The 13,577-nt window shown below is 66.6% G+C and carries 12 protein-coding genes and 1 tRNA gene; 7 read left to right on the top strand and 6 right to left on the bottom strand.

Annotated elements, in window-relative coordinates:
* Positions 1–86: 86 nt before the first annotated feature.
* The 4 genes from TW83_RS02505 to phaC form a co-directional block, all read right to left on the bottom strand.
* Positions 87–176: transfer RNA gene (locus TW83_RS02505), tRNA-Ser, on the bottom strand.
* Between the two features lie 42 nt (positions 177–218).
* Positions 219–797 carry a polyhydroxyalkanoate synthesis repressor PhaR gene (gene phaR / locus TW83_RS02500; protein WP_045981194.1) on the bottom strand — a complete coding sequence of 193 codons (579 nt, stop codon included), beginning with the start codon at positions 795–797 and terminating at the stop codon, positions 219–221.
* A 138-nt stretch (positions 798–935) separates the two neighbouring features.
* Positions 936–1,391 (bottom strand): hypothetical protein, encoded by a 456-nt coding sequence (locus tag TW83_RS02495; RefSeq protein WP_045981193.1) that lies wholly within the window; start codon positions 1,389–1,391, stop codon positions 936–938.
* A 176-nt stretch (positions 1,392–1,567) separates the two neighbouring features.
* Positions 1,568–3,430, bottom strand: a complete 1,863-nt coding sequence (gene phaC / locus TW83_RS02490; protein WP_343251961.1) for a class I poly(R)-hydroxyalkanoic acid synthase — start codon at positions 3,428–3,430, stop codon at positions 1,568–1,570.
* 251 nt (positions 3,431–3,681) lie between these two features.
* Between phaC and phaZ the strand changes: the two genes are divergently transcribed.
* Both phaZ and TW83_RS02480 read left to right on the top strand, forming a co-directional pair.
* The gene (gene phaZ, locus TW83_RS02485; protein ID WP_045981192.1) at positions 3,682–5,028 is read left to right on the top strand and encodes a polyhydroxyalkanoate depolymerase; all 1,347 of its coding nucleotides are present in this window, start codon (positions 3,682–3,684) and stop codon (positions 5,026–5,028) included.
* Positions 5,029–5,117: 89 nt separating this feature from the next.
* Complete coding sequence (locus TW83_RS02480) at positions 5,118–5,591, top strand: pyridoxamine 5'-phosphate oxidase family protein (protein WP_045981191.1); 474 nt, start codon at positions 5,118–5,120, stop codon at positions 5,589–5,591.
* Here TW83_RS02480 and TW83_RS02475 read toward each other — a convergent pair.
* Entirely contained in the window at positions 5,573–6,322 is a 750-nt protein-coding gene (locus TW83_RS02475; RefSeq protein ID WP_045981190.1) for an alpha/beta hydrolase, read from the bottom strand. The two genes, TW83_RS02480 and TW83_RS02475, sit on opposite strands and share 19 nt — an antisense overlap.
* The gene (locus TW83_RS02470) at positions 6,319–7,608 is read right to left on the bottom strand and encodes an MFS transporter (RefSeq protein WP_045981189.1); all 1,290 of its coding nucleotides are present in this window, start codon (positions 7,606–7,608) and stop codon (positions 6,319–6,321) included. Before TW83_RS02470 ends, TW83_RS02475 begins: the two co-directional genes overlap by 4 nt.
* A 116-nt stretch (positions 7,609–7,724) precedes the next feature.
* On the opposite strand from TW83_RS02470, the gene thrS reads away from it, so the two are divergent.
* The 5 genes from thrS to TW83_RS02445 all read left to right on the top strand — a co-directional run bounded on the left by thrS (position 7,725) and on the right by TW83_RS02445 (position 13,509).
* The gene (gene thrS / locus TW83_RS02465; protein WP_045981188.1) at positions 7,725–9,671 is read left to right on the top strand and encodes a threonine--tRNA ligase; all 1,947 of its coding nucleotides are present in this window, start codon (positions 7,725–7,727) and stop codon (positions 9,669–9,671) included.
* A gap of 191 nt (positions 9,672–9,862) precedes the next feature.
* On the top strand, positions 9,863–10,069 hold the full coding sequence (locus tag TW83_RS02460) for a cold-shock protein (protein WP_042244736.1): 207 nt from the start codon (positions 9,863–9,865) through the stop codon (positions 10,067–10,069).
* A 74-nt stretch (positions 10,070–10,143) separates the two neighbouring features.
* On the top strand, positions 10,144–11,607 hold the full coding sequence (locus TW83_RS02455; RefSeq protein ID WP_045981187.1) for a class I adenylate-forming enzyme family protein: 1,464 nt from the start codon (positions 10,144–10,146) through the stop codon (positions 11,605–11,607).
* Positions 11,604–12,227 carry a DsbA family oxidoreductase gene (locus TW83_RS02450; RefSeq protein WP_045981186.1) on the top strand — a complete coding sequence of 208 codons (624 nt, stop codon included), beginning with the start codon at positions 11,604–11,606 and terminating at the stop codon, positions 12,225–12,227. Before TW83_RS02455 ends, TW83_RS02450 begins: the two co-directional genes overlap by 4 nt.
* Before the next feature lie 61 nt (positions 12,228–12,288).
* Positions 12,289–13,509: a multidrug effflux MFS transporter gene (locus TW83_RS02445; RefSeq protein WP_045981185.1), complete on the top strand. Its 1,221-nt coding sequence runs from the start codon at positions 12,289–12,291 to the stop codon at positions 13,507–13,509.
* Positions 13,510–13,577 lie beyond the last annotated feature (68 nt).

Genomic DNA, 13,577 nt, shown 5'->3' with positions numbered 1-13,577 from the left:
GATTCTGCTGGGTCGATACAAACCCTCGAAAACAACGGAAAAATCCGGCCGCAGCCGGAACGGGAGAACGCTTTCGCGGGGGCAAGTGGCGGAGCGAGAGGGATTCGAACCCTCGAGACGGTCTCCCGCCTACACACTTTCCAGGCGTGCGCCTTCGACCACTCGGCCACCGCTCCGTGAGGCGGGTCTAGCCCGACGCACGGCGCGGTGCAAGGGGATCACAGCTTGGAAACGCGCTTTTGCAGTTCGGCAAGCTGGCGGCGGATCTCGGCCATGTCGCGCTCGTCTTCGGGGGTTGCGGGGCCGGCGGGGGGCGTGGGCGTGCCATCCTCGCGTTCGGGGCCCGAGGCACCACCGCGCCAGCCGCCCATCATGGCCTTGAGAAACATCTGCTGCTGGCGCTGCAGCGCGTCGAATCCCGGCATCGTGGCCATGGGATTGGGCATCGCCGCCATGTTCTCCATCAGCTTGGACTGTCCCTCGCGCAGCATCTCGAAGCTGGCGGCCAGGAACTGCGGGACGACCGATTGCGCGTTGGTCGTATAGCTGCGCACCAGGTCGGTCAGAACGTCCAGCGGCAGGACGCTCTCGCCCCGGCTTTCATGTTCGGCGATGATCTGCAGCAGATATTGGCGGGTCAGATCGTCACCCGACTTCAGGTCGATGATCTTGACCTCGCGGCCATCGCGGATGAAGCCCGCGATATCCTCCAGCGTAACATAGTCGCTGGTCTGCGTGTTGTAGAGGCGGCGGCTGGCATAACGCTTGATCAGCAGCGGCGCAGTCGATGCGGCCATCCTGGGTTCCTTGAATTCATCCTGGCCGCCATGATGAATTCTGCACCCGCAAAACGCAAAGGAAAAAGCCCCGGCGCGCAAATGCGAACAGGGGCGACCGAAGTCGCCCCTGCCCCGTCGGTTCCAGTGATCAGGCGATCACTTGTCGGCGGTCGCCGTGGCGGCCTTCTTGACGGCGGTCTGGGTGTCGCGGGCGGCCTTTTCGGCCACCTTCTGCGCATCAGAGGCCATGTCCTTGCCGGCGGTCAGCATCAGGTCGACGGTGTCCATCTGGACCTTCTTGGCGACTTCGGCATAGGCAGCCATGTGCTCGGCGGCCATTTCGGCTGCGGCCGAGGCGAAATCGCTCATGGCCTTGGCGTATTCGGACGGGTCCTGCTTGACGGCAGCCAGCTCGCCCATGCGCGAGATCGAGTCCTTGGCCCAGCGGGCCGAGATCTCGGTCGAACGCTCGGCGGCGCTCAGCGCGACGCGGGCCAGCTTCTCGCCCATCATCGACTGCGACTTCATCGCGTCCTGCATCGAGCTGGTGTCGATGGGAAAGTTCGCCATCATGTCCTGCATCGTCTTGGTCATATCGGGGGTCTTTGCCATGTCGTTCACTCCTGTGATGCAGCGACCGAGAGACAGAGGGAACGGGTCGCTGCGATCCATTCCATGCCACCAATATGAATGCTGCACCGCAGCATTTCAAGTATTTTTTCTGCGGCGCGGCGAAAATCCGGCGGGTCGGCGCAAGCCCTTGGAAAGTCCCGTGCGCCAGCCCCGCTTCAGCCTGCGCGCTCGTGGACATAGCGGCCAGGGGCGGGATCAAGACCCGCTCCGGGGTCGCGGGCGGGCACCATCGGACCGGCTCGCTCGGCCAGCCATGCGCCCCAGGTCGGCCACCAGCTGGACTGCTGGAACGCCGCCGCGTCCTTCCAGTCCTGATGCGTGCCGCCAAAGCCGTGGTCGCTGAGATAGTGGCCGTATTTCTGCCGCGTGGGCGGGTTCACGATGCCCGCCACATGCCCCGATTGCGACAGGATGAAGGTCTTGTCCTTCGATCCCATTTGCGCCACCCCGCGCCAGCAATCCTTCCAGGGTGCGATGTGGTCACCCTCGCAGGCGACAGAACACAGGGGCACCGTGACGTCGGACAGGTGCAGGCGGTGGCCCAGCAGATCGAACCCCTCCTCGGCAAAGGCGTTCTTCTGGCACAGGCCGCGCAGGTACTGCATCGCCATGCGCCCCGGCAGGTTCGTGCTGTCGCCGTTCCAGAACAGCAGATCGAAGGCCGGCGGCGTCTCTCCCATCATGTAGCTGCGGATGGCAGGGCCCCAGACCAGGTCGTTGGCGCGCAGGAAGCTCATGGTGCGCGACATCAGCTGTGCCCGCAGCAGGCCGTGGCGCTGGACCTCGGCCTCGATGCCGCCGACGAAATCGTCCTGCAGGAAGCTGGTGAATTCGCCCTGGTCGGAAAAATCCGTCAGCGTGGTCAGCAGCGTGGCCGAGTTCACGCGGCGATCGCCCTTCTGCTTCAGCAGCGCCAGCGTCAGCGACAGCGTGGTGCCCGCGATGCAATAGCCGACCGCGTTCAGCCGCGCCTGTCCCGTCAGGGCCTGGACCTGGTCCATCGCGTCCAGATAGGCCTGGACGTACTCCTCCATGCCGGTGTCGGACAGGCTGGCATCGGGGTTCTTCCAACTGACGACGAACAGCGTCTGACCCTGATCCACCAGCCAGCGGATCAGACTGTTCTGGGGCTTTAGGTCCAGAATGTAGAACTTGTTGATCCAAGGCGGAAAGATCACCAGGGGCAGCGCATGCGTCTTGGGCGTCGTGGGCGCGTACTGGATCAGCTCGAACAGCGGCGCGCGATAGACGACGGTGCCGGGCGCGGTGCCAATGTTCTCTCCGACCGTGAAAGCGCGGCGATCGGCCAGGGACACGATCATCTCTCCGCCATGCTGCTCGACATCGCGGACCAGGTTCTCCAGCCCCTTGACCAGGCTCTCGCCCTCGGTCTCGACGGCCTTCTCCAGCGCGTCGGGATTGGTCGCCAGAAAGTTGGTGGGCGCCATCATGTCGATGATCTGCGCGGTCATCCAGTGGACACGCTTGCGGGTCACATCGTCGGGCAGATCCAGCGTCGCCGTCGCATCCTTCAGCGCGCGCGCATTGGTCAGGTACTGCTTCTTGATCAGGTTGAAATAGGGGTGGGTCTGCCACAGCGGGTTGGCAAAGCGGCGATCGGCGGGGCTGTCATCCTCGGGGGCGGTCAGCTGCCCGGTGGCCAGCGCCTTCTGCGCGCGGGCATAGTTCGACAGGGTCTGACCCCAGAAGGTGACCTGGGTCTCGATCATCTTGGCTGGATGTTCCGCCAGCGTCTTCAGGAACGCGTTCGCGGCGGTCAGGTACAGCTCGGCGCCCGGCCCCTCGACGCCGGGATTGGGCAGGTTGCGATCGGCCAGCGCGGCCATCAGGCGGTGACCCAGGGTCTCGATCCGCTCGATGTTCTCGGCCAGCTTGTGGGCGGCGGGGGCGGGCTTGGGCGCCGCGGCCTTAGCTTCGGCCTCGGGCGACGTGCTCTGGACCTGGGGCGTCTCGATCTTGGGTTCGGCGGCCTCCACCTTGGCCTGGGGCGTCTTCACCTCGACCTCCGGGGTCTTGGCCTGGGGCTTGGGCTTCGCGCGCGCCTTTGCGGTTGTTGCCGGTTTCGCACGTGATTTGGCAACATTTCTACCCGTCTTGTCCGGCTGTCTTGCCATGATCCGTAATCCCCCCTACTTATACGGTCATGATATGCGCAGGGCAGGCAAGGCGTAAACCCGGCTTCTGACCCCGTTCCCGCCGCCCCGTCGCGCGCAGATCATGTGCCGCGGCGCAGCAATTGTGGGGTTACATGTCGGTCAAAGGTCTTCGCGGCATCGTGTCCTATGACGCGATGGAGACGATTCGGAACACGAACGAATGGATGGGCGCGACCGCCCGCGCGATCGGAGCCTATCCCGCCTTCGCCTTGGTCCCGCATCCCGCGTTCCGGATGCTGGGGGCCTGGGGCCGTGTCACCGAACGCAGCTTCGCACGCATGGTGATCAAGCCCGACTGGGAGATCCCCCCCATCGCCGGAGAGGACGGGCAGGACCACGTTGTCTATGTCGAGCCGGTCCTGCGCCGGGCCTTCGGCGACCTGATCCATTTCCGCGTCGCCCGTCGCGACCCCCTGCCCCGCAAGGTTCTGCTGGTCGCGCCGATGTCGGGTCACTATGCGACCCTGATGCGGTCGACCGTATTGTCGCTTCTGAACGATTGCGAACTCTACGTGACCGATTGGCACAATGCCCGCGACATTCCGGTCAGCGAGGGCAAGTTCGACGTCGAGGATTATACCCGCTATCTGGTCGACTTCATCAGCCACCTGGGCCCCGACGTGAATGTCATCGCGGTGTGTCAGCCGGCGCCCCTGGCCCTGGTCGCGACAGCCATCCTGGCGGAGGAGGAGCCGGCTGCACAGCCGCGCACCCTGACCCTGATCGGCGGCCCCGTCGACCCCGACGCCGCCGCGACCGAGGTCACCGATTTCGGCAACCGCATCACCATGGGTGAGTTGGAGCATCTGGCGATCCAGTCCGTGGGGTTCAAGTATCGCGGTGCCGGGCGCATGGTCTATCCCGGGCTGGCGCAGCTGTCGTCGTTCATCACCATGAACATGCAGACCCATACCCGCGCCTTCATCGAACAGATCTATGCCGAGGCGCGCGGCACCGCCAGCGAAGGCGACAAGCACAACAAGTTCTATGACGAATACCTGGCGGTCATGGACATGACGGCCGAATTCTACCTGTCGACCGTCGAACGCATCTTCAAGAACCTCGAGATCGCGCAGAACCGCTTCACCGTCGACGGCCGTCCCGTCGATATCGGCAAGATTACCGACGTCGCCGTGATGACGGTCGAGGGGGCGAATGACGACATCTCGGCGCCGGGCCAATGCGTCGCGGCGCTGGACCTGTGCACCGGCGTGCCCAACGCCAGGAAGGTTCAGCACTTGGAACCGGGCGCTGGCCATTACGGCATCTTTGCAGGCAAGTCGTGGCGCCTGAACATCCGTCCGCTGGTTCTTGACTTCATTGACGAAAACGCAGCCCTGCCGGACAGCGTCAAGCCGCGTCGCAAGCGTCGGGCAGGCGGCGCGGCCGCCGATTGCGGCGTCAACGATCCGGTCCACTCGGACAACGTCGCGGTCTGACGTCGGTCCCGCGGGACGGGGGAACCCGGTCCCGCGGATCGTTGTTTATCCCGCGATCGCCGCCTGATGCGGCACGAAAGGATCGCAGGATGACCGACCACAATCACCAGTTCTGGAGCCGTCTGGACGACATCAACAGCGGCATGCTGGGTGTGACCCAGGATTCGCGGCTTGTTCCGATGTCGCATTATACCGACCGCAAGGTCGGCGTGCTGTGGTTCATCACCGCCAAGGACACCGATCTGGCCCGCAGCGTGGCATCGGGTCCGCAGGATGCGATGCATGTGGTCAGCGATGCTGGCCAGGGCCTTTACGCCCGCATCCACGGCACCCTGTCCCTGTCCGACAACCGCGCCAAGCTGGACGAGTTGTGGAACGCAGTCGCCTCCAGCTGGTTCGAGGATGGCAAGCAGGACCCCGACGTCCAGCTGCTGCGTCTGGACCTGACCGAGGCGGAAGTCTGGGCCACGGGCGGCAGCATGGCCTTCCTGTACCAGATCGCCAAATCCAAGATCACCGGCGACAAGCCCGACATGGGCGACCACTATTCCCTGACGTTTTGAACGACCTCCTCGATCGTCGCGACGATCAGGTCCAGACAGTCGGGCGAGGAGAATCGGTGATCGGCCCCCTTGACCAAGGTCAGCCGCAGATCCTCGCCCGACGCGTGATCCAGCAGGTCCATCGCCCAGTATACCGGCACATCCGCATCCGCTGTCCCTTGCAGCATCCGCGCCGGAAAAGGCAGCGACAGCGGCTGGTTCAGGACCAGTTGATCGCGGCCATCCTCGATCAACCGGCGCGTCAGGATCAGCGGCTCTCCGTACTCGCTTGGTAGGGCAACGCGGCCGTCGCGCATCAGCGCCTCGCGTTGGCCGGGTGAAAACCCGGCCCAGAACCCGCGTTCGGTGAAATCCGGCGCCGCGGCAATCGTGACCAGCCCGGCAACGCGGTCCGGGATCGTTCGTGCCATCAGCAGGCTGATCCACCCGCCCATCGATGATCCGACCAGAATCTGCGGGCCCTGTGTCAGCGCCTCGATCGCTGCACGAGCATCGGCGGCCCAATCCCCGATGCAGCCCTCCTCGAACACGCCGTCGCTGGCGCCGTGCCCGGAATAGTCGAACCGCAAAAAGGCACGCCCCTGCGCCGCCGCCCAGTCGCGCAGATGGGCCGCTTTCGACCCCTGCATGTCGGACCGGAACCCGCCCAGGAAAACGATTCCGGGGTCCTGCCCCTCTAGGCGGTCGTAGGCGATGCGCCGTCCCGTATCCGTCGTCAGATAATCCGTCATTTGCTCACCTCGTCCAATCCCCATGCGACCCAAGCCCCCAGGGCCGACGCCGCGGCGAAGGCGGCCACCGCCCATTGCGCGCCCAGCACCGCCAGCCCCGCAGAGGCGGCCCCGGCCACCAGCAGGACGACACCGACCACCAGGTTCGACACCGCGGTATAGGCGGCGCGCTGATCATCGGGCGCCATGTCGACCAGATAGGTCGTCCGCCCCTGCCGCACGCCGTGATAGGCGATCATCAGGCCGAACAGAACCACCGCGATCGCGCCCGTCACCTGTGCCAGCCCCATGGCCGCCAGAACCAGGGCCGCACCCAGGGCGATTGCCCCCGCGACGCCCGACCAGATCAGCACCCGGCGGGCCGACCGGTCCGACATCCGCCCCCAGACCCAGGACGACAGCAGGGATGCCAGCGCCGATGCCAGCACCAGAAGGCCCAACTGACGGTCTCCCTGCCCCGCTGCGGCCAGCACCAGCAGATAGGGCGGCGCCAAGGCCGACCCCACCAGCAGCGACCGCGCGACGATGAACCGGGCCAGCTGTCCATCCTCGCGCACCAGACGCAGCTGGCCGATGGATTGCGACAGGCTCAGCACCTCCTCACGCGGCTGCGCCTCCTCGTCCAAGGTCGCAAAGATCGCGCCGCCCAGGATCCAGGCGACGCCCGCCAGCGCCACCGCGCCGATGACCAGCACCGCCCGATCCAGCGGCTGCCACAGCAGCAGGCCGGCAAAGACGATGACCCCCGCGGCGCCCACGCTGCTGGCGAAACCCGTGGCCGCGCCGCGCCGCGACTTGCCCACCGTCTTGCCCAAGACATCCTTGTAGCTGGCCGAACAGACCGACCGCGCCAGGGCCAGCACCGCCAGGGCTGCGATGATGGCCCCGCCCGCGGCCGGCCCCTCCATCGTCAGGGCGATGCCCGCGATGGCCAGCGCCGCCAGACCTTGCACGACGCTGCCCACGGCCCAGGCCCATTTGCGTCGCGGCAAAGCGCCGATGGCCCCTGCGGTGAACAGTTGCGGCAGCAGCGACCCGGCCTCTCGGACGGGCACCAGCAGGCCGATCACGCCCGCCCCCGCACCCAGATGGGTCAGCAGCCAGGACAGAACCAGTTTCGCGTCGACCAGCCCGTCGGCCAGTTTCGACGCCGCCAAGGACAGGATGTGGCGCAGGAAGTTGCGCGGCTCGACCCGGCTCTGGGCGTCGGACAAGCCGCCGTCGCTGTCGGGGTCCTCGACCAGACGCTCGAACAGTTGCTCCTCGAAATCGCTGTGGTGGCTCATGCTGGCTTCCCGTGTGTTGCCGTAATCTTGACTAATCGCGCGGGCACGTCCATGCCTGCCCGACCATAACCCGCAACCGGGCGTTCCGTGGGCGCCAAACCGACGAGGAGGACAACATGTCCCAGATCACCCTCACCTTTCCCGATGGCAATGCGCGCAACTATCCCGCCGGCGTGACCGCCGCCGAGGTCGCCGAGAGCATCGCGCCCAGCCTTGCCAAGCGCGCCATTTCCGCCAGCCTGGACGGCAGCCACATCGACCTGGCCTGGCCGATCACCGCCAGCGGCCAGATTGCCATCCATTCGATGAAGGACGAGGCGCAGGCGCTGGAGCTGATCCGCCACGATTTCGCCCATGTGATGGCCCGTGCGGTCCAGGCGATCTGGCCCGACGTCAAGGTTACCATCGGCCCGGTCCGCGACCACGGCTGGTTCTATGATTTCGACCGGGCCGAACCCTTCACTCCCGACGATCTGGGCGCGATCGAGGCCAAGATGAAGGAGATCATCAACGCCCGCGAACCCGTCCGCACCGAGATCTGGGACCGCGACCGCGCGATCGCCCATTACAAGGCGGTGAACGAGCCCTTCAAGCTGGAGCTGATCGACCGCATCCCCGAGGGCCAGGACCTGCGCATGTACTGGCACGGCGACTGGCAGGATCTGTGCCGCGGTCCGCACCTGCAGAATACCGGCCAGCTGCCTGCCGATGCTTTCAAGCTGACCCATATCGCCGGGGCCTATTGGTTGGGCGACGCGACGCGACCCATGCTGCAGCGCATCTATGGCGTGGCCTACCGCAACCGCGACGACCTCAAGGCGCACATGACGATGCTGGAGGAGGCCGCCAAGCGCGACCACCGCAAGCTGGGCCGCGAGATGGACCTGTACCACATGCAAGAGGAGGCGCCGGGCCAAGTGTTCTGGCATCCGAACGGCTGGAACATCTATACCACGCTGCAGGACTACATGCGCCGCAAGCAGCGCGCCGACGGCTATGTCGAGGTCAACACGCCCCAGGTCGTCAGCCGGAAATTGTGGGAAGAATCAGGGCACTGGGAGAACTATCAGGAAAACATGTTCATCGTCGAGGTCGATGAGGAACATGCCAAGACCAAGACGATCAACGCCCTGAAGCCGATGAACTGCCCGTGCCACGTTCAGATCTTCAACCACGGCCTGAAATCCTATCGCGACCTGCCGCTGCGCATGGCCGAGTTCGGGTCCTGCAACCGCTATGAGCCCTCGGGCGCGCTGCACGGCATCATGCGCGTGCGCGGCTTCACCCAGGACGACGCCCACATCTTCTGCACAGAGGACCAGATCGAGGCCGAGACCAAGAAGTTCATCGACTTCCTGGCCGGGATCTATGCCGACCTGGGCTTCGAGGGCTGGCGCATCAAGCTGTCGACGCGCCCCGAAAAGCGCATCGGCACCGAGGAAAGCTGGGACCGGGCCGAGGCCGCCCTGGGCAACGCCTGCAAGGCCGCGGGCCATGACTACACGGTTTTCCCCGGTGAGGGCGCGTTCTACGGGCCGAAGCTGGAATTCGTGCTGACCGACGCCATAGGTCGTGACTGGCAGTGCGGCACGCTGCAGGTGGACCCCAACCTGCCGGAACGTCTGGATGCGGAATATGTCGGTGCCGACGGGCACAAGCACCGGCCCATCATGCTGCACCGCGCGGTGCTGGGCAGCTTCGAGCGTTTCATCGGCATCCTGATCGAGAACAGCGCCGGCAAGCTGCCCTTCTGGCTGGCGCCGCGTCAGGTGGTCGTGGCCTCGATCGTGTCGGATGCGGACGCCTATGTGCACGAGGTCGTGGCCGCATTGCGCGCCCGCGGCATCCGGGCCGAGGCGGACATCCGTAACGAAAAGATCAACTACAAGGTCCGCGAACATTCGGTCGGCCGCGTTCCCGCGATCCTGGCCATCGGCATGAAGGAGGTCGAGGACCGCACCGTCTCGCTGCGCCGCCTGGACGCGCAGGGCAGTCGCACCGTGACCCTTGACCAGGTCGTGGCCGATCTGGCGGCCGAGGCCACGCCCCCGGACCTGCGCTGAACCCCGCCTGCGTCAAACGCGGCACCACGGGGCCGCGTTTGACTCTTGCGTTTTGCAACGATTCGGGCATCCTCTCAGTCGCGTGAGCGAAGACTTTCTACCGCCTCCCTCTTGGGCAGCCGGAAGACCGAAAGCGGGCTGCACGGCCTGGCGCAATCCTGCGTCGGGATGACTTGAAGGAGAATACGGTTATGGCGACCGGAACGGTAAAATGGTTCAACTCGACCAAGGGCTTCGGCTTCATCGCGCCCGATGACGGCGGCAAGGACGTGTTCGTGCACATCTCGGCCGTGGAACGTGCCGGGCTGACGGGCCTTCAGGACAACCAGAAGATCGCATTCGAGCTGCAGTCCGGCCGTGACGGCCGCGCCTCGGCCAGCGATCTGAAACTGCTCTGATCCGCCATCGCGCGTGATCCGGACGGCCCGTTCGCGCGGGCCGTTTTTTATTGGGCGACAGGCAGGACGCAGGAATGAACCTGGCCGAACATGTGCTGCGGGCGGGGCAGGCTGTCCCGGACCACCAGGCCCTGGTCGTCATGGGCGCGGACGACGCGCAGGTCTGGACCCATGGCGATCTGCGCCGCGCGGTGCTGGGCACGGCCACGGGCCTGACGCGCGCGGGCCTGCGCCCGGGCGACCGGCTGCTGATGCGTCTGGCGAACCGCCCGGCCTTTCCGATCGCCTATCTGGGGGGCATCGCTGCGGGGGTGATCCCGGTGCCGACCTCGGCCCAGCTGACCGGGGCCGAGATCACGCGCATCGCTGCCCGCATCGCACCCGCGATGATCGTGGCCGGCGCGGGCGTGCCCCTGCCCGACCATCCCGCCCCCGTCCTGACCGAGGGCGACCTTGACGGCATTGCCACGCTTCCCCCGGCCGATTTCGCCCAAGGGTCCGCGGATCGCCTGGCCTATATCGTCTTCACCTCGGGCAGTTCGGGCCAGCCCCGAGCCGTCATGCACGCGCATCGCGCGATCCTGGCGCGGCAGGCGATGATGCAGGGCTGGTACGGGCTGCGCGCCGACGATCGCCTGCTGCATGCCGGGGCGTTCAACTGGACATTCACCCTTGGCACCGGGCTACTGGACCCGTGGACCCTGGGGGCGACAGCATTGATTCCCGCCGACGGCACCCCGATCGAACGCATCCCCCTGCTGGCTGCGCGTCACGGCGCAACGATCCTGGCCGGGGCGCCCGGTGTCTTTCGCCGGATGCTGCGCGCGGACTGGCCCCCGATCGTGACCCTGCGCCACGCCCTGGCCGCCGGAGAGCGGTTGGACCCCGGCCTGCGCACCGCCTGGACCGCCCGCACCGGCACCGACCTGCACGAGGCGATGGGCGCCTCCGAAATCTCGACCTTCCTTTCGGGCAGCCCGTCCCGGCCCGCGCCCTACGGCACGGCGGGCTTTCCGCAGCCCGGCCGACATCTCGCGATCCTGGGCGACGATGGCCCCCTGCCGCCGGGACAGCCGGGCGCGCTAGCGGTCCGGCGCGACGATCCGGGGCTGTTCCTGGGCTATCTGGACGATCCTGACGCGACGCGCGCCTGCTTTCGCGGCGACTGGTTCGTGACCGGCGACATGGCGCAGGCCGATGATCGCGGCGCGATCACGCTGCTGGGGCGGGCCGACGACATCATAAATGCGGGCGGCTTTCGCGTCGCCCCGCCCGAGATCGAGGATCACCTGGCCACCCATCCCCATGCGGGTGACGTGGCGGTGGCGGAACTGCCCACCGCGCCGGGGGTCAGCATCGTCGCGGCCTTCTGGACCGGTGCCGCGACTCCTGACCAGATGCAGGCTCTGGCCGCGGCCGGCCTTGCCCGCTACAAGCAGCCCCGCGCGTGGATCCCGCTGGACGCGCTGCCGCGCACGCCCACCGGCAAGATCAACCGCCGCGCCCTGCGCGAGGCGCATCGCAAGGACCGACCATGACCCGCCTGGACATCTTCGCCGATCCCGTCTGCCCCTGGTGTCTGATCGGCAAGGTCGAACTGGACCGCGCCCTGGAAAGCCGCCCCGATCATCCCTTCGCGATCACCTGGCACCCGTTCCGCCTGAACCCCGCCATGCCGCCCGAAGGGATGGACCGCGTGGCCTATCTGCGGGCCAAGCTGGGCGATCAGGTCGATGCCGCCACGCGCGCGCTGGCGGAACGCGCCGCGGCCCTCGGCCTGACGCTGAACCCCTCGCCGCGCGAACCCGACACGACCGATGCGCATCGCCTGATGCACTGGGCCGGGCTGGAAGGTGCACAAGGCCGGGTGATGTCCGGGCTGCTGCGGGCGCATTGGCAGGATGCCCAGGACATCGGCGATGCGTCCGTCCTGTCGGCGATCGCCGGGGCGGCCGGCATGGACCCTGCCCTGACCGCGCGCCTGCTGGCCAGCGACGCCGACCGCGACGAGGTCGCCCGTCGCGAATCGCACGCCCGACAGCGCGGGATCTCGTCGGTCCCGACCTTCATCGTCGCGGATGCCCATGCGGTCAGCGGCGCCCAGCCCGCGGACCTGTGGCAGAGCGTCATCGACGAGATCATGGCAGCATCCCGTTAGGGTCAACTTGCAGACTCTGCAAGATGGGCCTATCTGAGGGTCTGACCCAACCGGTGACCCCATGACAGACGTTTCCCACCCCGGGCTTGCGCAGCAGCAACGCCTGCCCCTGCCCGAATTCATCGCGATGCTGGCATTCCTGTTCGCCACCATCGCCTTTTCCATCGACGCGATGCTGCCCGCATTGCCTGACATCGCGGCGGACCTGACGCCCGACAACGTGAACCGCGCCCAGCTGATCCTGACCACCTTCGTGGCCGGGATGGGGCTTGGCACGCTGTTCGCGGGCCCGCTGTCCGACGCGCTTGGCCGCAAGCGCACGATCACCATCGGCTTTGGCATCTACATCGCCGCGACCATCGCCGCGATCTATGCCGATTCGCTAGAGTTGCTGCTGGTCGCGCGTTTCGTGCAGGGCCTCGGCGCCGCCGGTCCGCGCATCGTGGGTCTGGCCCTGGTCCGCGACCTCTACGAAGGGCGCGAGATGGCCCGGATCAGCAGCTTCGTCATGATGATCTTCATCATGATCCCGGCCGTGGCGCCGACGCTTGGTGCGGGGATCATCGCGATCTCGGACTGGCACGGGGTGTTCCTGGCCTTCATCGCCTTCGCTTTGATCGGCGCGTTGTGGCTGAACATCCGCCAGGCAGAGACGCTGCCCCCCGCCGCCCGCCGTCCCCTGCGCATCGGCACCCTCTATGCCGCCGCGCGCGAGGTCCTGTCCGACCGCCAGGTGATGCTGGCGACGCTGATCCTGACGCTCGGCTTCGGGCAGATGTTCGGCCTGCTGTCCTCGGCCCAGCAGCTTTTCGGCGAAACCTACGGCAAGGGAGAGAACTTCCACCTGTGGTTCGCCGCCATGGCGCTGCTGTCGGGGTCGGGAACGGTGCTGAACGCGACCTTCGTGATGCGCTTTGGCATGCGGCGGATCGCGAAATGGGCCTATATGATGCAGACCATCGTGTCGGGACTGGCGCTGACGCTGATCCTGTCCGGCGTGCTGCCGCAGGGATTGGAATTCCCGGTCTTCTTCTTCTGGGCGGTCAGCGTGTTCTTCATGGCCGGGGTAACCTTCGGCAACCTGAACGCGCTGGCGCTGCAGCGCATGGGACATATCGCAGGCATGGCCGCATCCATCGTCGCGGCGATCTCGACGCTGGCGGCGGTGCTGATCGCAGCCCCGGTTGGACTGCTCTACAACGGCACCGCGATCCCGGCGATCACGGCGACGCTGATCTGCTCGGGCCTGGCCTGGGCGCTGATGCGGCGTCTGAACGACTGAAGACGGGCGGGGCCTTGCGGTCCCGCCCGTTCGTCATGGAACCGGCCACGGGGGGTCCGGGGGGCTGG

The sequence above is a fragment of the Paracoccus sp. S4493 genome, assembly GCF_000967735.1.
In the GTDB taxonomy this organism is placed as follows: Bacteria; Pseudomonadota; Alphaproteobacteria; order Rhodobacterales; family Rhodobacteraceae; genus Paracoccus; species Paracoccus marcusii.
This window is presented reverse-complemented; position numbering and strand designations above follow the sequence as displayed.

Coding starts and splice junctions, on each gene's coding strand:
- thrS (WP_045981188.1), top strand. CDS start 7,725: ATGTCCCAGATCACCCTCACCTTTCCCGATGGCAATGCGCGCAACTAT.
- TW83_RS02445 (WP_045981185.1), top strand. CDS start 12,289: ATGACAGACGTTTCCCACCCCGGGCTTGCGCAGCAGCAACGCCTGCCC.
- TW83_RS02475 (WP_045981190.1), bottom strand. CDS start 6,322: ATGACGGATTATCTGACGACGGATACGGGACGGCGCATCGCCTACGAC.
- TW83_RS02480 (WP_045981191.1), top strand. CDS start 5,118: ATGACCGACCACAATCACCAGTTCTGGAGCCGTCTGGACGACATCAAC.
- TW83_RS02495 (WP_045981193.1), bottom strand. CDS start 1,391: ATGGCAAAGACCCCCGATATGACCAAGACGATGCAGGACATGATGGCG.
- TW83_RS02470 (WP_045981189.1), bottom strand. CDS start 7,608: ATGAGCCACCACAGCGATTTCGAGGAGCAACTGTTCGAGCGTCTGGTC.
- TW83_RS02460 (WP_042244736.1), top strand. CDS start 9,863: ATGGCGACCGGAACGGTAAAATGGTTCAACTCGACCAAGGGCTTCGGC.
- phaZ (WP_045981192.1), top strand. CDS start 3,682: ATGTCGGTCAAAGGTCTTCGCGGCATCGTGTCCTATGACGCGATGGAG.
- TW83_RS02450 (WP_045981186.1), top strand. CDS start 11,604: ATGACCCGCCTGGACATCTTCGCCGATCCCGTCTGCCCCTGGTGTCTG.
- phaR (WP_045981194.1), bottom strand. CDS start 797: ATGGCCGCATCGACTGCGCCGCTGCTGATCAAGCGTTATGCCAGCCGC.
- TW83_RS02455 (WP_045981187.1), top strand. CDS start 10,144: ATGAACCTGGCCGAACATGTGCTGCGGGCGGGGCAGGCTGTCCCGGAC.